Source organism: Paenibacillus lautus (genome assembly GCF_050482385.1).
GTDB classification, from domain to species: Bacteria; Bacillota; Bacilli; order Paenibacillales; family Paenibacillaceae; genus Paenibacillus_AQ; species Paenibacillus_AQ lautus_B.
Genome location: NZ_JBCNHV010000013.1, coordinates 26416 through 47303, shown reverse-complemented (window position 1 = coordinate 47303; position 20888 = coordinate 26416). Strand labels below are relative to the sequence as shown.

Annotated in this window: 16 protein-coding genes; 4 read left to right on the top strand and 12 right to left on the bottom strand. The window is 47.2% G+C overall.

Going from position 1 to position 20888, the window contains the following annotated elements:
* Nucleotides 1-183: 183 nt before the first annotated feature.
* The 3 genes from ABEW73_RS16825 to ABEW73_RS16815 all read right to left on the bottom strand — a co-directional run bounded on the left by ABEW73_RS16825 (nt 184) and on the right by ABEW73_RS16815 (nt 2116).
* On the bottom strand, nt 184-525 hold the full coding sequence (locus ABEW73_RS16825; RefSeq protein WP_430166383.1) for a helix-turn-helix domain-containing protein: 342 nt from the start codon (nt 523-525) through the stop codon (nt 184-186).
* Between the two features lie 507 nt (nt 526-1032).
* Nucleotides 1033-1611, bottom strand: a complete 579-nt coding sequence (locus ABEW73_RS16820) for a TMEM175 family protein (RefSeq protein ID WP_430166381.1) — start codon at nt 1609-1611, stop codon at nt 1033-1035.
* Nucleotides 1612-1753: 142 nt separating this feature from the next.
* The gene (locus tag ABEW73_RS16815) at nt 1754-2116 is read right to left on the bottom strand and encodes a winged helix-turn-helix transcriptional regulator (RefSeq protein ID WP_430166379.1); all 363 of its coding nucleotides are present in this window, start codon (nt 2114-2116) and stop codon (nt 1754-1756) included.
* 144 nt (nt 2117-2260) lie between these two features.
* Between ABEW73_RS16815 and ABEW73_RS16810 the strand changes: the two genes are divergently transcribed.
* Nucleotides 2261-2614: a DoxX family protein gene (locus tag ABEW73_RS16810; protein ID WP_430166377.1), complete on the top strand. Its 354-nt coding sequence runs from the start codon at nt 2261-2263 to the stop codon at nt 2612-2614.
* Here ABEW73_RS16810 and ABEW73_RS16805 read toward each other — a convergent pair.
* The 5 genes from ABEW73_RS16805 to ABEW73_RS16785 all read right to left on the bottom strand — a co-directional run bounded on the left by ABEW73_RS16805 (nt 2582) and on the right by ABEW73_RS16785 (nt 5640).
* Nucleotides 2582-2710, bottom strand: a complete 129-nt coding sequence (locus ABEW73_RS16805) for a response regulator (RefSeq protein WP_430166891.1) — start codon at nt 2708-2710, stop codon at nt 2582-2584. The genes ABEW73_RS16810 and ABEW73_RS16805 overlap by 33 nt on opposite strands.
* 140 nt (nt 2711-2850) lie before the next feature.
* Nucleotides 2851-3291 (bottom strand): SRPBCC family protein, encoded by a 441-nt coding sequence (locus ABEW73_RS16800; RefSeq protein ID WP_430166375.1) that lies wholly within the window; start codon nt 3289-3291, stop codon nt 2851-2853.
* The gene (locus ABEW73_RS16795) at nt 3288-3737 is read right to left on the bottom strand and encodes an SRPBCC family protein (RefSeq protein ID WP_430166373.1); all 450 of its coding nucleotides are present in this window, start codon (nt 3735-3737) and stop codon (nt 3288-3290) included. Before ABEW73_RS16795 ends, ABEW73_RS16800 begins: the two co-directional genes overlap by 4 nt.
* On the bottom strand, nt 3734-4240 hold the full coding sequence (locus tag ABEW73_RS16790; protein ID WP_430166371.1) for a MerR family transcriptional regulator: 507 nt from the start codon (nt 4238-4240) through the stop codon (nt 3734-3736). The genes ABEW73_RS16795 and ABEW73_RS16790 overlap by 4 nt, the downstream gene beginning before the upstream one ends.
* A gap of 479 nt (nt 4241-4719) precedes the next feature.
* Complete coding sequence (locus ABEW73_RS16785; protein ID WP_430166369.1) at nt 4720-5640, bottom strand: alpha/beta hydrolase family protein; 921 nt, start codon at nt 5638-5640, stop codon at nt 4720-4722.
* Between the two features lie 289 nt (nt 5641-5929).
* Between ABEW73_RS16785 and ABEW73_RS16780 the strand changes: the two genes are divergently transcribed.
* On the top strand, nt 5930-6427 hold the full coding sequence (locus ABEW73_RS16780; RefSeq protein ID WP_430166889.1) for a MarR family winged helix-turn-helix transcriptional regulator: 498 nt from the start codon (nt 5930-5932) through the stop codon (nt 6425-6427).
* A 294-nt stretch (nt 6428-6721) separates the two neighbouring features.
* Here the strand turns inward: ABEW73_RS16780 and ABEW73_RS16775 are convergent, their stop codons facing one another.
* Entirely contained in the window at nt 6722-8293 is a 1572-nt protein-coding gene (locus ABEW73_RS16775) for a class I adenylate-forming enzyme family protein (protein WP_430166367.1), read from the bottom strand.
* A 788-nt stretch (nt 8294-9081) separates the two neighbouring features.
* Here ABEW73_RS16775 and ABEW73_RS16770 point away from each other — a divergent pair.
* Both ABEW73_RS16770 and nspC read left to right on the top strand, forming a co-directional pair.
* Nucleotides 9082-10320: a saccharopine dehydrogenase family protein gene (locus ABEW73_RS16770; protein ID WP_430166365.1), complete on the top strand. Its 1239-nt coding sequence runs from the start codon at nt 9082-9084 to the stop codon at nt 10318-10320.
* A gap of 1 nt (nt 10321) precedes the next feature.
* Nucleotides 10322-11449: a carboxynorspermidine decarboxylase gene (gene nspC / locus ABEW73_RS16765; RefSeq protein WP_430166363.1), complete on the top strand. Its 1128-nt coding sequence runs from the start codon at nt 10322-10324 to the stop codon at nt 11447-11449.
* Between the two features lie 149 nt (nt 11450-11598).
* On the opposite strand, the gene ABEW73_RS16760 is transcribed toward nspC, so the two are convergent.
* The 3 genes from ABEW73_RS16760 to ABEW73_RS16750 form a co-directional block, all read right to left on the bottom strand.
* Nucleotides 11599-13272 (bottom strand): DUF6138 family protein, encoded by a 1674-nt coding sequence (locus ABEW73_RS16760; RefSeq protein ID WP_430166361.1) that lies wholly within the window; start codon nt 13270-13272, stop codon nt 11599-11601.
* 285 nt (nt 13273-13557) lie between these two features.
* Nucleotides 13558-19641 (bottom strand): CehA/McbA family metallohydrolase, encoded by a 6084-nt coding sequence (locus ABEW73_RS16755; protein ID WP_430166359.1) that lies wholly within the window; start codon nt 19639-19641, stop codon nt 13558-13560.
* A 116-nt stretch (nt 19642-19757) separates the two neighbouring features.
* Complete coding sequence (locus ABEW73_RS16750) at nt 19758-20864, bottom strand: SGNH/GDSL hydrolase family protein (protein WP_430166357.1); 1107 nt, start codon at nt 20862-20864, stop codon at nt 19758-19760.
* Nucleotides 20865-20888: the final 24 nt, after the last annotated feature.

Sequence of the window (20888 nt, the reverse complement as noted above, 5' to 3'; positions counted from 1 at the left end):
CTGTACAGGTCAGGGCTTGTTAGATGAAACGGTTTGATCGAAAAAAAAGAAAGGAGCATGCCGCGGCAGCTCCTTTCCCACTCATAACGTTTTATTTTCAACTTGATCCTTAGTTTGATTAATAATAAAAACTCATCCCTCAACGCCGTAAGTCAAATATAAAGGCGATCTAATGATCTCCACTCAATTCAACGGATTGTCCAACATTGCGTCGATGACTTTCAATATCCTCTTTTGCTCATTTTCACTTCTACTTCGAAGCCTGTTCACAATTTCTGCGAGTGTTGACTCGCTCGCGTCTTCGCTAACAGGCTGGATATAATTAAAAAATTCCACCATCGAAAGATTGAGCGCATTCGTAATTTTATCCAGTACCACAACGGAACATACTTTTTCGGAACGCTCCAGCTTACCAATATAAGTTTCGTGTACCTCAGCCTTACTTGCAAGTTCCTCTTGGCTTAGTCCACGTAGTTTTCGGAAGTGCCGGATGCCTTCCCCTACCATCTTCATCAAATCACTCACAGCGATCACCCTAAGCAAACCTTAGACCAGACATATCATTACTCCAAGATACTATAGGATTTAATTTAATTAAATATACCCTAAAGGGATTTATGTTTGATATAATAAGATTGCCCTATTTTCCCAAAAATAAAACTCAATGGCTCGACAAGGGGGCCTCATGGAGCTTTAAGAAAGGAATGAGTCCCCTTAGAGTGCTATGCATATTCCCTGACAACTCTACGACAGATATTTACGTATCCGAAGTTGGAGAATTTCTTCGTCTCACAAAATTAGTAAACGGAATAACCATGGAAGGTACCAATTACAGTGTGGCCCATACAGAACTTATTGTTGAAAAAGAAACTTTCTATATTTCAATGTTATTGAAGCATAGGCCTTGGAAATAAACCGTGATTCAGAGAACCTATGCTAAGCAGCAAAAAGGAGAAAGCCATAGTGGCCCGCTCTATATACCAAAAAAAGCTCTTCGAAGCTCGCCTGCATGCGAGAATCGAAGAGCTTTTCTTAGTGGCTTCTCAAGGCGTGCTCGATTCGCTTATCCGGCATGAACCAGATTACGGCAACAAGTACGAAAAAGAGGCCGGATATCCAGACACTCACATAAGCGGTCAAGGCCGCAGTCAAGTAGAGTAAAGGAGACAGTTTTCCCTTCCAATCTTTACCTATCGCTCCGACGAATGAGGAATCGCCGGAATGCTGGTTCATAATCATGCGCTGAAGCAGCCAGTACGAGAACGCCGCTAGCAATAAAATTATCCCGTACAGCGCCGTTGGAGTGGGTGCAAAATGGCTTTCCCCCATCCAAGCTGTCGTGAACGGCACAAGGGATAGCCAAAATAAGAGCAGCAAGTTGAGCCACATCAACCGCCCGTTCATCGTTCGAACCATATGCAGCAGGTGATGATGATTGTTCCAATAGATGCCGACATATACGAAACTGAAAATATAACTAATAATTTTTGGACCAAGTTCAACTAGCGCATGCCAGTCATGGCCTTCCGGCACTTTGAATTCCAGCACCATGATCGTAATAATAATGGCCAGCACGCCATCGCTGAATGCTTCCATCCGGTTTGCTTTCAAAGCGTCTCACCTTTTTCTAAATGATATTCAAATTTCTCAAATCGATTTCTGAGATCTTGGGCGAATGGACGACTCATCTCTTATTTTCATTATAGAGATGGTTTGTCCTGAGTCTACCTACTTTTCACCTGAATTTTGGAATTCACCTGGTTCCCCCTGATTCATTCCCTGAACGATCTACTCCGTATAGCGTATTCATGTGCTCAATATGGGCCGCACCCCAATCGTTCAATGCCTGTAACACCGTACTTAAACCTTTGCCGTAATCCGAAATCGAGTATTCTACTTTCGGAGGAACTTGGTTATAAACCTCGCGATGTACGATATCGTTATACTCAAGTTCTCTTAATTGTTGTGTGAGCATCTTTTTGTTTATATCCGGTATAGCTTTTTGAAGCTCGCTGAATCTCATGGTGCCGTTTGAAATAAGCTGAAGCAGAATGACAGACTTCCATTTCCCCACTAGAATATCCAACGCTGATTCAAATTTGCAATACTCTTTCATTGAACTCCCCCTTTTCCCTTGCCTTGTTAGGTAACTTTTTATTTACTATGTTTAAATAAAGTGCCTACTTCCTTAAATCGAATACCAGAGTCTATTATACCTTTAGAGGATGTCGAAAAAGTAGTCAGGAGGTTGGCACCATTCATGAATATCACAATATGGATCATTCAAGGGCTTGCAGCACTAGGTTTTGTCTACTCGGGGTGGTCGAAGGCATTTCAGTATGAACAAGCCAAAAAGTCTTGGGGTTGGGTAAAAGACGTTTCAAAAGAGTTCGTTGTCTTTATCGGGTTAGCAGAATTGTTCGGGGCACTTGGAATCATTCTGCCCCAAGCGTTGAATATTGCACCTGTATTGACGCCAATTGCCGCAACCGGACTTGCCGCAGTCGTTCTTTTCGGCGCCCTATACCATGTTTCACGTAAAGAATATAAAGAAATCGGCGTGAACATTGTCTTCTTCGCATTAACTGTATTTGTTGCGATCAGTCATTTTTAAGCTGAAATAAAAGTCTCTGATTTTCCTGCATAATTCAAGACCATCTGGCTCAGGCATATTGATATCCAGCAAAACAAGGTCCGGTTGATCTTCAATTCAGATCTCCACCACCGTCCTTCCGTTACTAAAACAAAAATCGCCGTCCGATTCCCGGCTGGGATCGTGAACGGCGACATTTTAGAGATATCACATAAGCAGCAATCTTTTCGGATAAATGCAGATATCACTTGGTAACGCTAGTCGGCCAATTCCGCCAGCACCTTGCCAAGTCGGTCAAGCTGCTGTTCATTAGCTTCGATACAGATGGGCTTGGCTTGTTCAAACTCCTCTTTTTTCTTGAAAAGTTGACGGAAGGTGACCCTGGTGCGGCCATCGAAGCCCTCGAAGGTAGCCGTTACCCGAAATTCATGAACGTTTATATGATCAATCACGACCCGCTCCGTCGGCACAATCTCAACAAAGACGTTATGGTTAGGATAATCCACGCCATCCGGTCCGTGCATGGTGAACTTCCACGTACCTCCCGGCCTCATATCGCATTCGTGAAACGTATTCGTGAAACCTTGCGGTCCCCACCACTTTGCTAATAAACCAGGGGTTGTCCATGCCCGAAACACAAGCTCCTGCGGGACATCGTACTCGCGCGAAGCCATAAGTTCATTTTCGCCTATGGTCATGTTCCTACCTCCCCTTCCACTACCTTGCCCAGTGTGTCCAACATGATGTTTGTCCCGTGTTCCCGTATTTCTGGCGTATCATGACCATCAAAGAATGCACCTTGCTCTGTGAAAATCAACTTCGTACCGCCTTCCACCTTGATAAGCTCGACCGTTGTGATCGAGACGGAGATGCGTACGCCGCCCGAATCCAGTGTGTACGTATAGACAATACGCTGCTCTGGAACAAGCTCCTGGTAGCTGGCATCGAAGGTAAAGACCGGCCCTTCCGGCGGCCCGCCGCTGCTGTACTCCCGCCCCCCAACCTGGAAATCGAAGATCTCTGGCTTCGAAAACCACTTGGCTTTAGCAATCGGGTCGGCCCATGCGTGATAAACCCGCTCCGGTGGAGCGGCATAAGTCCGTTCTACGACGAAGGTTCCATGCTTGACGAATCGTTCATTCATTCATTTTCCTCCTTATGTTTCGAAATTCCGTTCTCTTCAGCAAGAAAATCTCCCAACAGGTCCAAATGTCGCTCCCAACCCGTTTGCCGCTCAATGACCGGTTTCTCAAATCTCATCTTCATCGCCTGCAGAAGGCTCGCGAAATCTTCAACCGTTAATTCCGCCTTGCCCTGCATAAGCTTGGATACATATCTTAGCTGCTCCAATAGTTTCTGCTGCAGTTTAATCTGTTCTTTGATTTGGTCTATCTGCAGTTCCACGATCTCAAGCGGACTGATCTGCCCGCCATTTAAGGCCGATTTAATCTCCTCCAGAGATAATCCCAGCTCCTTAAGCGATAATATCTGGTGCAAACGTGACAAGTCCAATTCATTGTACAGCCTGTGGCCGGATTCCGTTTGTCCCGACGGAGAGAACAACCCGATTTGATCATAGAACCGCAAGGTTCGGACGGTAAGCCCCGTCAGCTTAGCGAGATCTCCGACCTTCCAATGTCTCTTCATGAACCATCTCCACTCTTTGGCGCTAGCTATGTACCGGTAGCTCTATTGTAAAACATTACGTTACGTAAGGTTCAAGTGAAATCGTGACGCTCTGCAAGAATTTTTTTACGCTCTAATTTTGAACACAAGCTGTTGGTCCAAGCTTATGACAGCGACATGAAACGCTACTACCAAGCTCGCAGCGAGAACACCCGCGAGGGGCGGCTGTCGCGCAAGTACATCGACTTGCTAAAGATGAAATCCCCTCTCGGTGGCATGATGCTTAAGTACATGTCCAGCAAGGGCTTGAATGTAACCTGAGGAGACCGAGGCATGGGCATTTCAGGGAACCATTTCGCCCTACTTATGATACGGCTCAGCTTAACGTCTCTATCGGCGAAAAATGCGAAAGGAGCTGCCGCGGCAGCTCCTTCATTATTTTCATTGAAAGGGCGAGTAGGCACTGTCGTGGCTCTCGGGTCGATACGCCTGTCAGTTCCTTACTTAGACTCAATACGACCCAGCGGGATGGCGCTCTCTTCCAGAGCCGCGCGAGCTGCCGGCCAGCTGGAATCGTCGAGGTCTAGCGCGTTGCGAAGGTAGGCCAACGTGAGCCGCTGGATCAGGGCGACTCGTTCGGGGCTCTCGTCCGTCGTCTCCGCGACGCTGTAGCCGGAGATTCCGCCGAGCGAGTGTTCTGCCCCGAAGAGAGTGAGCAGGCTCTTGCTGCCCGGGCTCAGGAAGTACGGGTCCGTGAACCAGTCCGGCCCCCGAGTGGACAGATGAGACTGGTCATGGTCCCCCGCTACCACGAGGGTCGGCGTGCTCATGTCCGCGAAGCTCGGGTTCATGAAGGGGAAGTGTTCGGCTGCGAACGGAGACAAGTCAGCTCCGCCCCTGCCAGTCGTGGCCAGCAACACGCCCGCCTTGATCCGCGAGTCGGACATGTCCTCTCCCGGCTCGCCGTGGTTATCGAGGACTCGCGCGCCGAGCAGCATGCTCACCGTTTGGCCTCCCCAGGAGTGTCCAGCTGCGGCGATGTGGCTTCGATCGAGGCGCCCGTTGAGGCCGGGAACGGAAGCCTCAATAAGATCAAGCTGGTCGAGGATGCGCTTCATGTCTTCGACTCGGAAACGCCAGATCCGTGGTGTACGGGGATCATCAGGAGGAAGGTTCAGTGTCCTCGAGTCGAGATGGGTGGGTTGAATGACGACGAAGCCGTGAGCAGCCCAGAAGTCGGCCAACGGGCCGTAGCCGTCCAACGACCAGCCGTAGCCGTGCGAGAAAACAATAATAGGTAATTCACTCCCAATCGCGGGCGCAGACACTCGAACTTGCAGATCCTCACCACGGTCCGGGGCTGGTAGCACTACTGGCTTCATCGAGACAACTGGAGTAGGCGAACTAACGTTGATTTTCATAATAAATGTTCCTTTCTTGGAAAAAGATTAGCAACCGTTTCCGGGAGGAAGCGGTCAAGCAGGTTCCTGAACTACGGGTACTCCTCGATAACACGTTCGAGATAAATCACCAGGGGAGCAAGCCGTCCTCTTTCGAGAACTTGCCCATCGGACCGTTCGCTTCGAGGAGCTCGAGGCGAACGGGCGGCCCGCATAGTAACACTCTCCCTTTTTACTTCGATGTGCGGTCTTTGCAATATAGCCACAGGTTGATGTGTCAACCTGTATCGACGATAACACATTGTGGTTGATGCGTCAACCATGCTATTATGTTCCTATGGAGAAGAACGAACTAAACAAAGAGGAAATGCGAATATGGCATATGTGGAAAGGCTCCTTTCAGAGCATCTTCGGTCGCGTAATAAAAGAGATGTCGGAGCACACAGGACTATCAGAGGGTGATTATGGGGTATTAGATCGGTTAGACCTTTTGGGGAACGGTAGCCTTCGCCAACAGGAATTGGCCGACTCGATGGACTGGGATAAGAGTCGATTATCACATCATCTGACGCGGATGGAAAAACGCAGACTTGTGATGAGGAAACCATTAGACACGGATCGGGGTGTTCAAGTCGTCATCACTTCCGCTGGTAAATCAGCATTGGATGATGCCCGTCCCGTAGTCTCCAAGGCAATACGCAAACATTTCCTTGATCAATTAACGGATCAAGACATTGAGTCGATTACTAGGCTGGCGGAAAGGACAAAAACAGGGTCTTCAGCGTCTTGTGAAGCCCCGCCAACGTGACTGCGTTTTTGATGTTATTCATGAAGTGGATAAGTGGACCGGTACTCCATGAAAAGAACTCTCCAGATTCGGAGGGTTCTTTCATTTTTATCCATATACTTCGCCCTTATTGACAGTTACTTTTTTAATTATTTTTATGTTTATTTTATTTACATTAAATGTAATCTCATGTTTACTTTTTACCGTCACTTGTGACACGATTCTCTGCACTGTTGTAACGCCATGTCTTAAGGCCATCCTTTGCGGGATGGCCCTTTCTTTTAGTCACGTATACTTATTAACTATTCCTTTAGCTTAGCCCTTCGGAATCAGATTGGATAATTGCTTGCGTAGCTGCTTTTTGTCCACCTTATCCACGACCGTTCGAGGCAACGAATCTAGGATGAACAGATGAGTTGGCCATTTATGCCTTGCGAGACTCGGTTCGCAAAACGCCTGCAGCTGTGCCAGGTCCAAGCTACCGCCGTCCCGCAGAACAACGCAAGCCACGAGCTTCTCACCTTCGCAAGGAAGTGAGAGGCCGATCACCGCCGAATCATTAACCATCTCATGGTTTGAGATGACCTGCTCCACTTCAGCACAGTACACGTTGGAACCACCTACGATCACCATGTCCTTCAGTCGATCCAATACATAAAGGTAGCCATCGGCATCCAGACAGCCGACGTCACCGGTCCGAACCCATCCGTCGAGCATCGCCTCGTTAGACGTCTCCGGTTGGCGCCAATACCCAATCATAGTCTGCGCACCACAAACAACGATTTCGCCCGGCTCGTTTATTTCAGCCTCCCTACCGTCACCATCGATAATCCGAGCCTGAAAGGCCTGTTCCCCCTGGGCGGCGAGATCCGCTGGACGACCTACGGATCGAAGACGAATCGGATCGTTTAGATGATGAATGGGAAATGATCGGCTGATCGACATTCCGCACTCCGCTTGCGAATAGTTGTTGACAATCATCGCTCCAGGGAATTGAGCAACCGCTTCCCGCAGGGTTTCCGGTGCAATGATGGACCCTCCACAACCGATCCCTTTCAGGCTTCGCGTATCTATGCCGGTTGCGGACGCCTCGTGGGTAAGGTCACGCAGCAGTTGGCCGACCGTGCTGAGATGCGTAATCCGGTCGCGTTCCACGGCCTCCAGTATGCGGTGCACGTTTGCCGGATACTCGTCCAGAAACACCAAACAGCCTCCGGCAGCCATGGTCGCCCACAGCTGGAATTGCCCAACAAGATGCGATATGTTGAGTATCAGCACACGACGTCCAATATCATAACCGAAACCGGCGGAAGGAGTAAATTGACTCCAGGCTGCCATGCCACGATGCGAATGCATGACTCCCTTCGGTCTGCCCGTTGTTCCTCCTGTATAGATCAGAACGGCTGTATCATCTGCATTTCGGTTGCAAGCACCTGCTGAAGGTGGTGCAAGATGCTTATCCAGAAGAGAACTGAGTGATGCAGAAGTCGTCAAACCTTCTTCAATTGTGAACAGTTTCGGAGGATTCGAGAGAAGCTGTACCGTGGAGTTAGCGATATCAGCATAACGTTTGTCATGGATCAAGATGTGCGGTTCCGCATCTTCAAGTATGGCTGCGATCTCAGTTACAGTTAGCAAAGGGGACGGAACTAGCGGGATGACTCCGATTTCAACCGCGGCATAGAGCACTAAAACAAGTTGGGGATCAGGATCCCCGAGAAGAGCAAGTCGATCACCGGGCCGGAGACCCTCAGAATACAAGGCATGACTAAGCTGTTTAGCAAGGCGATAAAGTTCCCCATAATTCATAATCTGACCATGACGCAAAAGCGCTGGCGCCTCAGGATACAAACTTGCTGCCAATGGCAATCGTTCAGATAAAAGCATGTACTCGCCCCCAATATATAAATTTATATTATTCAGGTATTAAAACTTGGTTAATAAGAGAATACCACTTTTTATGAATGATTGGGCATTAATCTTTCCAATAAAATACATCAGTCCTACTGATACATTGTGCTTCTACCAGGAGATCAATCGCCACCTATGGTAAGCTACTCCAGCATTCCCGGCAGGCTCTATTTCGTGTTGAATGCCTTGAATACGATGCCTCATTTTGTTTTCAACGCCGCAAAAAATGCATTTGTTTTAAAATTTTTCTTGTTCAATAATCCTTATCCTGCTATTATGAAATAGCGTGATTTTGGAAAGCGAATAGTCAATATATTTAGGATCTTTCCAAGCAGATAATCTTTGACCACTTCCATTTAGGAAGTTAAGGCCATACGGACAGCCGGGTCAATTGCCGATTGGCAACTTTCGTTGCCTTATTGATTGAGTTCAAAGCTCAAATTTTATAAGTTGGTTACTTTACAACCAGTGCTAATGCACACAACTTGTGAAACGGTCAATAAGAGTGGTAAAAGTAATTATTTGCTATATAGACTCTGATCCTAACATGATATATTTGAATATTAAGCGCCTTTCCATAAAACGCTTAAGTTTTATGGCTGACTGACGAGCAAGCAAGAGGTTTGTCCGGTCATGTTTATTGGGACTATCTTATTATTTGACTATATCAAAGCAAGTGTGATGCGCATGGTGCGTGTTTCGCTTGCTTTTTTTGTTGCCGTTTTTACATTAAAAAAATTTTATTTGGGATAGGAGATCGAAAAATGGGAAAAGCACTAATCATTGGCGCCGGCGGCGTAGCATCTGTAGCCGTTCATAAATGCGTTCAAAACAGCGAGGTTTTCGAAGAAATCTGTATCGCCAGCCGTACGAAATCCAAATGCGATGAGCTGAAAGCAAAATTGGAGGGTGGCAAAACCAAAATTACGACCGCACAGGTCGATGCAAACAACGTAGATGAGCTGATCGCTCTGATTAACGAAGTCAAACCGGATATCGTCATGAACCTAGCTCTGCCTTACCAAGATTTGACGATCATGGATGCTTGCTTGGCCACCAAAACGCACTATATGGATACGGCAAACTATGAGCCGGAAGATACGGCGAAATTCGAATACAAATGGCAATGGGATTACCGCCAACGCTTTGAAAAAGCAGGAATCACAGCTCTTTTGGGCAGCGGATTCGATCCAGGCGTAACCGGCGTATTTTCCGCTTATGCGCTGAAACACTATTTTGACGAAATCGAATATATCGACATTCTGGATTGCAACGGCGGGGATCACGGCTATCCTTTCGCAACGAACTTCAACCCGGAAATCAACATCCGCGAAGTGTCCGCTAACGGCCGCTACTGGGAAAACGGGAAATGGATCGAAACGAAGCCGATGGAAATTAAGCGTGAATATAACTTTGCTGAAGTCGGCCAAAAGGATATGTATCTGCTCTACCATGAAGAGCTTGAATCCCTTGCGCAAAACATGCCTGGACTGAAACGCATCCGTTTCTTCATGACTTTCGGTCAAAGCTATCTCATGCACTTAAAGGCGCTTGAGAACGTAGGAATGACTTCCATCGAACCGATCGAATACGAAGGAAAACAAATCATTCCGCTTCAATTCCTGAAGGCGGTACTTCCGGACCCCGCTTCCCTGGGACCTCGCACGGTAGGCAAGACGAACATCGGTTGTATCTTCAAAGGGAAGAAAGACGGCCAAGACAAAACGTACTATGTCTACAATGTTTGCGACCATCAAGAGTGCTATAAAGAAGTCGGCTCCCAAGCTATCTCTTATACAACTGGAGTTCCTGCCATGATCGGCGCGGCGATGGTCATGACCGGCAAATGGAACAAGCCTGGCGTATACAATGTCGAGGAGTTCAATCCGGATCCATTCATGGAAGAGCTGAACAAATGGGGGCTTCCATGGGTAGAGGACTTCAATCCAGTGCTGGTTGACGCCCTGCCTGAAGAAGCGAAAGAGCCGGAGCTCGTTCGTTAAGATGCGTTTCGAGGAATTACCGACACCTTGTTTCGTCGTCGATGAAGCACTCATCGAAAAAAATCTAAAAATCCTGAACGGCGTCATGAAGCGTACGGGAGCCAAGATCGTGCTGGCGCAAAAAGCTTTTTCCATGACCGCCATGTATCCCCTTATCGGGCAATACTTAAGCGGTACGACCGCGAGCGGTTTATTTGAAGCGCGGCTGGGTCACGAAGAAATGGGCAAGGAAAATCACGTCTTTGCCCCTGCCTATCGTGAAGATGAGATTGACGAGATTGTTTCCATTTGCGATCATATCATCTTCAACTCCTTCTCCCAGTTGGAAAAGTATAAAACGAAAGCTCTTGCTGCGGGTAGAAAAGTTGGCCTTCGCATCAATCCGGAATGCTCGACGCAAGAGGGACATGAAATCTATGATCCCTGTTCGCCGGGCTCCAGATTTGGCGTGAAACGGGAGGATTTCCAGCCGGAATTGCTTGAAGGCGTTTCGGGGCTGCACTTCCATACCCTGTGTCAGCAGAACTCGGACGATTTGGAGACCACGCTGAATGCGGTCGAAGACAAGTTCGGGCCATGGCTGCAGCAGATGGAATGGATCAATTTCGGCGGCGGTCACCATATCACGAGAAACGACTATGATATCCCGAGACTCGAAGCCTGCATAAAGCGAATGCAGGATACATATGGCTTGGAGGTTTACCTGGAGCCTGGAGAAGCCATCGCGCTCAATGCGGGCTATATGGTCACCTCCGTACTGGATATCCATAAGAACGGCATCGAGATCGCGATCGTGGACACGTCGGCGACATGCCATATGCCGGATGTTCTGGAGATGCCGTATCGCCCGCCGCTTGTCGGTTCGGGTGAAGCCGGAGTTAAGCCGTACACCTATCGGCTTGGCGGTCCGACCTGCCTGACGGGTGATGTCATCGGAGACTATTCCTTCGATCAGCCCCTTAAAAACGGTGACAGATTAGTGTTTGAAGATATGGCAATCTACTCCATGGTCAAAACCAACACCTTCAACGGCATGCCGCTACCGGCCATCGCCGTGCAGGAGAAAGACGGCAACTGCCGCGTCGTGCGCGAGTTCGGCTATCAGGATTTTAAGATGAGACTCGCTTAATGAATAATTAAAGCCTTAGCCCTGCAGTCAGGGTTAAGGCTTTTTTGTCTAACGTCTAGTTCAGTTTAACGAGGCTATCGGGTCATAGGCCTTAACTACGTGTAATCCCCCAAAAGCACACTTATCAATACCACTTCACCGAGCCACCATCATTCTATGCCCGCTGCCTTTAGCAGGCGAAGCAGCAGCTCCTTGCGCGATTCCTGCGCCTTGCGAGCCAATGCAGCCAGCTTCTCCAACTTGCCCCAGATCGGGTACAGTACCCGCTCGGCCTCATCATCCGACAAAGTCTCTATTTGCTGTACTAATAGCGTCAGCTTGTCTTCGCTTTCCAGCTCCGGCTGAATCTTCAGCTTTAGCGAGTCGTGGGAGCGCAGCAGGCAGACGATCAAGGTAGGAATCGAGCGTTCCGTTATGCCATAGGTTTCGGCAAAAACGGCTGTGAACTTGTCATGCACCAGCTGGTGCTCATCATCCACAAGGTCCATGTAAGCTTCAACTAGCGGAAAATAACGCTCGGACGAAAGCCCCAGCCCGAACACAGCATAACTGCCCGGCATGACGCTTTTTTCGTCCTCCGTATCTTCATACCATTCAAATTCTACCATCGCCTCACGAGCATATTCCTCCAATAACGGATGCAGCTCGGAATAAGCCAGAGCATTCGCAAACAAACGGTGCGTGTCCGATTTGGCTAACCCCTTGATGGGCAAATACTCTCTCACGCTGGATTTCAGCTTGATTTTGTAGCTTTTCGGGAAGCCTTTTCGGAGCAGGGAGAGAATAAACAAAATCGCCCGCTCATACGCCCCGGCTTCTTCCTTGCGAATAACGATGGTGAAGAGGGAAAAAACATCGTTAGCCTTGCATTCAACCAACTCATGGTGCATATTCACTTCGTCGTGCGAGAAGCTGTCGCTGCCCTCCTTCAACATGCGTACGGCTTTGCCGCTGCCAAGCTGCTCCGCCAGCTCCAGAAAAGTCTGCCCCCTAAATTTGCTATAGTTCGGCTCATAACGAATAATCATTACAGCGCCGTATAACAGAAGGTCAATAGGGTGATTCGGCTCATCCTTATTCTCAAGAACAGCATCCGGCTTGATCACATATTCATTGGTCCTGTATTCGGAACGGGTGACGTCATAGTAACGTGGCAGGAACACATCCTCGGCCCAGCCGGTCAAAGCCCTAATAATATCTCTTCGATGCTCCGCGAGAGCCTCAACCCGTTCTTTATTCAACTCCTGAATCCGGTCAAATAAAGCGATCGTCTTTGCGGCTTCCGGTTCGGGGAACAAATACGGATCCAGCAGATGACGCGCCAAAAAGAAAGTTTCCAGCGGCTTTGTCGGGTAAGTGCCATTCTCCAGTTTTTTCTCGATATAGGACTGAATTCGCTCCAGAAGCTGACGCTTTTTCGCTTCATATACAGTTTCCAGCACTGTTAATTCCACAAGCCCGTCTGTCGTCGCGAAGGTTCCATGAAAGGTAAACTGGTAATTGATCAACGGCGACGTTTCCACCTTGTCTAGCCTCTCCCGTACGATTTCCACCAGCAGGGGCTGAACCTCATGCAATATCTGCTCCCGTGTAAAGGGCGAAACTTTCATCGACTTTTTGCCTGCAGCGCTCCCCATAGATTGCGAACTGTCAACCCTAGTCCTCCCCGGCCGATAATCCAGCATGACAAAGTTAAAGATGCCTACTTGCAGCGTGGTGCGTAAGACCACTTCCTCTACGTTCGTTCGATTCTCCTGTTCGTCAAACCATTTATGAATGGCCGTTTTCATCTCTTCCAACGCTTCTTTCTGCAATTCGTTCATTGTCTCTCACCTTTCCACATATTCCATCTTTTCTCAACATAATCATACTATGAAAATGGAAATCCTTGTTGAAACTATATACCTCTTCTGGAGACCAGCTAAGCTTAATAATAAAACGAACAAGCTCTCCAATAGATCGGAAGTATGCACATTGCTATAGAAATCGAAAAGCTTTATTGACCAAAATAAATCACTTGCGGACATAAATAAAAATGAGCCCGGTATAATTACCGGACTCATTTTATTAAACTGCCCAATACTTGAGATTCCTTTAACCGGGATCATTTAATTACCTTTGCCGGCATAATAAATGTCGTGCCGCTCTAGCAGTCTCATGGCTTGCTCCGCCATGAAGGCAGGAGGGTGCGGCATCTGGTTCGCAATCCACCACTCCCCCGTTCCGACAATGGCCGAAGAAGTGAACTGAAGCGTGATTTCAGAATCCATGCCTAGGTTGACTCTCTCCATATCGATTTGCTTCGGAGTCAAGGTTTTTAGCTCATAGGACGAAATCAAGCCATCATACTCTGCCGTGATGAGTACGGTTCCTTCCGAATTGGCCGTTACTACACCGCTAGCGCTGATCTCCGCTATACTTGGATCACTGCTTGTATAGATGACGTTTATCTCTACCTTTTCACGGCTTCCGTCACTGTAAACTGCAGTAGTCACCGTTTGATCACTCTCTCCAACGGCCAGCGTAAACAGCCCCTCGAGCTCAAGCCCAATCAGGCTAACTGGCTCTTCTTCGTTGCCTTCTGATACCGATTGTAAAACGGGCCGTTTACTAATACCGTCCCATCTCCAAATCGCGTTAAAGTCCCACCCTAACCTGTCTGTATAGGTGGATGGAGTCTCTATTTCAGTTTCAGATAGGCCTAATCCTTTAACTGTTGTTAAGGACCCTTCAGCAACACCTTCCCGATCCACCATCATGCCGTCAAATGCATAATTATTTTCAAGCGTTGCAGTGTGCCCCGCAAGAACTCGTCCCATCACCCGGTTTGCCATCGTTGGCGTCGTAACCGAAGGGCCCAGGGCAATGACATTTCTGACGACCGTATCATTGTATCCGTATCCAGTCACTCCTCCTGCATTGCTCGTCATCGCCCGAACGGTTCCAGATGCGTACACGTTTTCTGTTAGGCTGCCCGAGTTCGTAATTCCGATTAGGCCACCGGCCTGACTTACCTGAGCGGTTACATCCGCGGTAGAATAACTGTTTCTTACGATACCATTGGAATAGCCTACTAAACCGCCCACTGTGCTGGAGCCTGTAATGGAGCCTGTTGAAAGACTATTCTCTATCTCGCCATTGTTCGTGTTGACGAGTATGCCTATTCTGCTCCCGCCAGTGACGCTGGCATCTATCATGGCTATATTTTTAATCACTCCGTTATTGAGATGGAATAAGCCGCCGCTCGAAGAATTAAAGTTAACTATGCTCTTCCCGTCGCCATCCAAAACACCGGTGAACGAAACCACTTTAAAAAGTGACTCAGCCGGTTGTCCGGCGTAATCCAAATCATTGTCCAAAATATACTTTTCTGCCGGGAAGTTTTCCATAACGTTCAAATCAGCAATGGATTTGATTTTGTAATAACCTGCTTCATTTCTTTCCAAAGGCACGCCTGGCTCGCTTGCCTCTTCAGGATTACTGTTCAATACCGGACGCTTTAAAGCATCATTCCACATCCAAACCGACTCAAAATTCCATTTCAGTCTATCCATATACGTATTAGGGTCTTCAACCTGTTGCTGGGATAGCCCTAAACCTTTTCTGTTGTCAGCAGCGGCAATACTCTCGCCTTCTTTATCCACAATCATGCCGTCGAACGCATAATTATTCTCAAGCGTTGCGGTATGCCCGGCAAGGACTCGTCCCACCACGCGGTTCGCCATCGCCGGCGTCACGACTGAAGGGTTAAGAGCAATAACGTTTCTAACAACCGTATCATTATAACCGTAGCCAGTCACTCCGCCTGCGTTGCTTCTAAGCGCCTGGACAGCTCCGGATGCATACACGTATTCCGTTAAGCTGCCTGAGTTTGTAATTCCGATTAGACCTCCAGCTTGGTTCAGCTGGGCCGTTACATCTGCCGTAGAATAGCTGTTTCTCACGATGCCATTGGAATAGCCCGCTAGGCCGCCCACTGTGCTGGAGCCTTCGATTGTGCCCGTTACATAACTATTCTCTACCGTTCCGTTGTTCGTGTTAACGAGTATGCCTATATTACTCCCGCCAGTGACGCTTGCATCTACCATAGCTATGTTTTTAATCGTTCCGCCATTAAGATGGAATAAGCCGCCGTTTTCTGATTTAACATTGGTTAACGATTTATTATTTCCATCAAATGTGCCGAGGAACGGCGTCCCCTTAAATAGGGGTTCAAATAGCTGCCCTTCAAAATCAAGATCGTTTTCCAATATATAATTTTCATTTGGAAATTCTGATATGGTCTTTAATTCGCTAATCGAACGAATGATGTAGTACCCATCTTCGTTCTGATCAAGCTTCGGCTTCGGAATATGATCTTCGTTAATTTGCTCCAAATTACTTTGCAGTAATGGACGTTTGGCATCTTCATTCCAGATCCAGATCGAATCAAAATCCCAACCGAGGGTCTCCATGAAAAAAGATGGCTTCGTGAATGCTTCTGCACCCACCCCCTGTCCTTTTTCATTGTTTGGGTCAGCAACCGTAACGTTCTCACTGCTAACAAACATACTTTCATCGGCGTAATTATTGACTAAAGTTGCCGTCTCCCCAGCTAAAACTCTGCCGACAATTCGATTCGATGCAGTACCTGTAACAATAGATGGATTTAATGCCATACTATTTTGAATGACCGTATGGTTATATCCGTATCCGCTGATACCGCCAGCATTTGATTCTTCTGCTATAACGGCCCCCATTGCATAGACCTGTTCTGTTATACTCCCCCGATTCGTAATTCCGATCATGCCGCCGGCTTGCTTGCCTCGTGCATTGACCCGAGCGGTTGAATAACTGTTTCTAACGATACCGTTCGAGTAGCCCACAAGACCGCCAACTGTAGAATTGCCTCGAATAGATCCGGTACTGTAGGCATATTCCACGATCCCATCATTCTGATCAACCAGGATCCCAATATTACTTCGGCGTACATCAATGTCAGCATTGATGATTCCTACATTTCGAATCGTCCCTTCATTAACGGCAAAGAGACCCGCGCCGCCTGAGGAGACAATAACGCCTGTAATCGTATGTCCTTGCCCATCAAACGTACCGGTAAATGGAGTGCTATTCGCGCCAATTGCTTCAAAAAACACGCCATTACCATCAATGTCCCGATCTAAAATAAAATGTTTGTCCGGGAATTCATGCATTTTATAAAGTCCGCTGGCACTTTTGATTTGATATGGGTTGTCTTCCGAACCATCGCCCAGCATTCCTTCTTTAGCTATGAACGGTTCCGTTAACGGCTCTTGATCGATTGGATTATTAACCACTCTTACGACGATCGTATGTTCATCGTCAAATGCAAGAGGGTTGTCAAATAAGATGATTTGTTCACGTCCGAGATGTTCTAGTGTTGCTTCTTGAATCACCGTTTCCAACAGCTGTTCACCTGTATGATCACGCTTTTCCCCCATAACGGTGACACGTTCAAGCGAGCTCGGGTAATTCAGGACCCCAACGCCCTTCAAGACGTTATCTTCTATTATTGCGCTTGTTAAGTTCATATAATTTGCAGGTTGTTTAATCGTAAATGAATCAATTTCAACACCGTCGCTGTTGTAAGCTTTCAACGTGAGAGATTGATCGTTTGATTCTAAAATAACACCCGTCTGCTTATTTTCATCATAAACGATATGATCCCAGTCAAATGATTTATTATCATAGAACGCTGGACCAGATGAACCAACGGTCACAAAAGTTGTGCCTAGATTCATCGCTTCTTCCGATATATCTTTTACACCGTTTCGGATGGTTGTCCGTTTGTAGACATGATCATGACCGCCAATGTACAAACTAACGCCAAGCCGTTCAAATACTTGAGAGAGTTTCACTCTCATCATATCCATACCGGTCTCATCGCCAGATTGGCCGCCATAGTAAGGATAATGCCCCATAACGATTTTCCACTTCTTGTCAGTTGCCCGCAAATCTTTTTCCAGCCATGACAGCTGCTTGTCGAAATCCAGCACAGAATTCAGAACAGCAACGTGCATATCACCATAATCAAACGAGTAATTCGTTTCCCGGTAACTGCCTTCACCGTTCTTCGGCAGGTTGAAAAACCCGGAGAACGGCCCGATTTTCCGCTCCGTCGCACGTTCACGGTCCCCGACAATGTGAGCAGAAACCAGACCCATATCGTTGTTGTAAATGTTGCTAAACACATCATCCCAAGCATACATATTGCCGCCGTTTTCGACCAAGTCCCCGACTTGAATCACAGTCTGTCCGTTTGAATTTTTCTCCTGCAGAACGTCCAGCATATCTTTAAAGAGACGGAAACTTTCCGGCTTTCGATCTGGAACTTCAAGATCCCCCATCACATACATAACGGCTTCCTCTGAAGCTGGCGCGGTCCTAAAGCTATAACTGCTGCTCCAAGGTCCTGTCGTTGAAGCCCCATACCGATAGTCATACTTAGTCCCTAAGTCGAGATCTGTTATATTCGCTTCATGAGCTGCAAGCACGCGATAATTACTCTTCGCAAACGTATCACCATAGGCAACTTGAAAATAAGAGACTTCCGCTTGTACCACTTCAGCATGGTCCCACGTCGCTGCTGATTCAGGTTTATACTGAATATACGACGTTTCTAATGCCTTATCCGTCACCAAATTTATTCCCACTTCATGTTCGTTTGCACCTACATTAACAATGGGTTGAAATTCATTTAAAACTTTATCCGCATCTAGCTTTTGTTGATCAACAAGTAATCGGATAAGTTCAACACGCGTATTTCCTTGAGCGTCGGTTGCTACATACTTAATGAAATACTCTCCATACATGTCGACCTTGAAATGCTGATTTGCAACCGCTACTTCTCCCTTATCATTTAGAACGATGGCTTCCACCGATAAAGATTGACCGCGATCATCTGTCGCCGAAGCGCCCAGCACTTCCACTTGATCCCCAAGCTTAATCGTGTCCGGATATTGTCCATGAACCGTGATTTCAGGCGCATGCACCGTGCCCCTCGTTTCATCACCAATCCAAATTGGAGCACTTATAGCTTCTTCACCATCTGCTTGGAAAGCTCTAACGATGAAATAATCCCCATCTTTACTTGCTAAGGTTACTTCCTTTTTAAATTGATTGCTGGCAATATTGCGGTACTCCTTGACGATTTCACCGCTGTTTTTGTAAACAGCGACTTTATCCAAATCATCGTTAGCATCAGGGTCATTTATCCGTATCTTAAGATCAATTTCTTTTGTTTTGGCTGGAAGGATCGCCCCCATCATTTGACCTTTTGCTGAAACCGCCATTTCTAAGTTTCGATCAAATGATACATAGGTGCGGTGGTTTCGCATCGCCTCGTAAAGACCTTCTCTTGTAAGATTATCTCCCCATATACCGGTCACATGGGGCTGAACCATTCCCCAATTTCCTTTATGCTCGTCTCCGCCAAACACAGGTGAAACATGCCAGCCTCGATCTAATACCTTGGTATAGATTGCAAAATCATTGGAGGATTTGTATTCCATCATATTAAGGTTTCTGTCAACATCTCGGTTATAATGTTTAAATTCATTGAAACTCCAATTTCCTGACGAGCGTGGATGATTAAATTGAGCAATTGCATTAGGATCTTGGGCAAGTCTTGCATAAAAGGTTGGCAAATCATATTTGATGTCGCTCCAGCCCCAAGTGCCATCCGCACCTACTCCATGTGTTCTTGCAAACCATGGGGCATTAAATAGGTTGATATGGCCCGCTTCATCATACCAAGTCACTTCCGTACCAGGCAGGGTAATAAATTCGTGATCACGATTGTGAGCATCCGATTGCTCATGCAGCAACTTGTATTCTCCTGAATAAGAGTCTTGAACATTCGTAATAAAATCACTGCCCGTACTGATGTCATAAGTCACGTCGTGTTCAGTCACTGCAAAAAAATCAAAGTCTGTATTAGCTTTCACAAAATTGTAAGCATCATTAGGCAACAAGATCCCATCACTAAGAGATGTATGGCTATGCATGTGACCTTTGAACAGTGAAGCTCCTAAGTACTTAGCTCTATCTTTTTTAGAAACACCATCTTCTTTCTCTGAAGACGCGAATATCAAATTGTCGTAACAAAGACTAACAACCCCCGCGATCATACAAGCCAGCACAATGAAAGGCAGTCTTCTTCTTTGGGACTCCACTCAAGATCCTCTCCTTTTTCGGCTTAAAGTGTAATACAGGTGTCTGACTGATAAACAAACAGCCCCTAAACTAAAAAATGCGTCTGAAGGCTGTTCATATCAATCTATCTTGTTCATCACAGTCGCAACAATCGCTTTATGATAGGTGCAAGCGACTGTGCCATGCGCAAAAATCCGAGGTCCGTTGGATGTGTTCCGTCAACCGTACAATCATTAACGAAATCATCGCCTAGCAGCTTAAAACCGTCAACGAAATGGAGATTACGGTCTCCTTCTGTCCGCCTCTGTTCCACATTCTCTATCTGAATCAGCCTGCGGCGATCATGAAGCTCCCTTCTCTCCATATAGAACTGGTCTTCCGCAGTGCAAATCCTGGAGACAATTAATATAGGAACTTCGGGATGCCGCTCTCTCAGAATTTGAATGAAGGTAGGCAGCGTTCGAGCGATGTTTCCGGCCTCGCCCGTATTCCCTTCATAATCAAGAATGAATAGCGCCGGATCGTCGATTTCCGACATGATATGCGCGAGCTCCGGCTCACCCTTTCCATTCCCTGAGAAGCCAAGATTTACGAACTCCACCGGAATCATGCGGCTGAGGATATTGGAATAAGCCATACCCGGCCGGGAGGCGCATCCCCCTTGCGTAATCGAGGTTCCATATATAATAACGGGTCTACTGCTTGCATAAGCAGATGCACCGCTTATGACAGCATCCTTATCTACACCGATCCACACCTCTTCTACCCCTTGGTAGAGCGGCAAGTTTAAGGTGACGGCCACATCTTTTTTTGTATCCCACTGATAAAGCTGGGATTCATATTCACTTTCCGTTGGTTTGAATTTAGCCGTGGTGATAAAGCTCTGCTCTCCCGGCTCTCCAAGATAGCAGTCAACCCCGCACTGCCCTGTAGGCGGCATATGATACATATTGGCCGGTCCGGCAAGGCGTACCCTTATGACCAGCCTTGAAGAATTAGTGCGAAAGCGAATTTGCCCGCCTGCCGTACAATAAGCAAGCGTATCAACCGCGGGCGGCAAGACGGCCCCGGAGGCCAAAGGCAGGCGTCTGTAAATCCCATCTTGTGCAAGCCAAGGGAAACCCGCGATGTGAAAGGGCGCTTCAAGCGGAGAATGCCATCTCAACTGTTCGCCATTTGTTGTCTCCGGGTATATAGTTCCGCCCAGTTGATCTAAGTTTATCTCTTTCGATTGAACGGTCATCTATCTCTACTCCCTCATTATATT

Coding starts and splice junctions, on each gene's coding strand:
- ABEW73_RS16800 (WP_430166375.1), bottom strand. CDS start 3,291: ATGACCATAGGCGAAAATGAACTTATGGCTTCGCGCGAGTACGATGTC.
- ABEW73_RS16760 (WP_430166361.1), bottom strand. CDS start 13,272: ATGAACGAATTGCAGAAAGAAGCGTTGGAAGAGATGAAAACGGCCATT.
- nspC (WP_430166363.1), top strand. CDS start 10,322: ATGCGTTTCGAGGAATTACCGACACCTTGTTTCGTCGTCGATGAAGCA.
- ABEW73_RS16815 (WP_430166379.1), bottom strand. CDS start 2,116: ATGAAAGAGTATTGCAAATTTGAATCAGCGTTGGATATTCTAGTGGGG.
- ABEW73_RS16775 (WP_430166367.1), bottom strand. CDS start 8,293: ATGCTTTTATCTGAACGATTGCCATTGGCAGCAAGTTTGTATCCTGAG.
- ABEW73_RS16785 (WP_430166369.1), bottom strand. CDS start 5,640: ATGAAAATCAACGTTAGTTCGCCTACTCCAGTTGTCTCGATGAAGCCA.
- ABEW73_RS16780 (WP_430166889.1), top strand. CDS start 5,930: ATGCGTCAACCATGCTATTATGTTCCTATGGAGAAGAACGAACTAAAC.
- ABEW73_RS16770 (WP_430166365.1), top strand. CDS start 9,082: ATGGGAAAAGCACTAATCATTGGCGCCGGCGGCGTAGCATCTGTAGCC.
- ABEW73_RS16810 (WP_430166377.1), top strand. CDS start 2,261: ATGAATATCACAATATGGATCATTCAAGGGCTTGCAGCACTAGGTTTT.
- ABEW73_RS16790 (WP_430166371.1), bottom strand. CDS start 4,240: ATGAAGAGACATTGGAAGGTCGGAGATCTCGCTAAGCTGACGGGGCTT.
- ABEW73_RS16750 (WP_430166357.1), bottom strand. CDS start 20,864: ATGACCGTTCAATCGAAAGAGATAAACTTAGATCAACTGGGCGGAACT.
- ABEW73_RS16795 (WP_430166373.1), bottom strand. CDS start 3,737: ATGAATGAACGATTCGTCAAGCATGGAACCTTCGTCGTAGAACGGACT.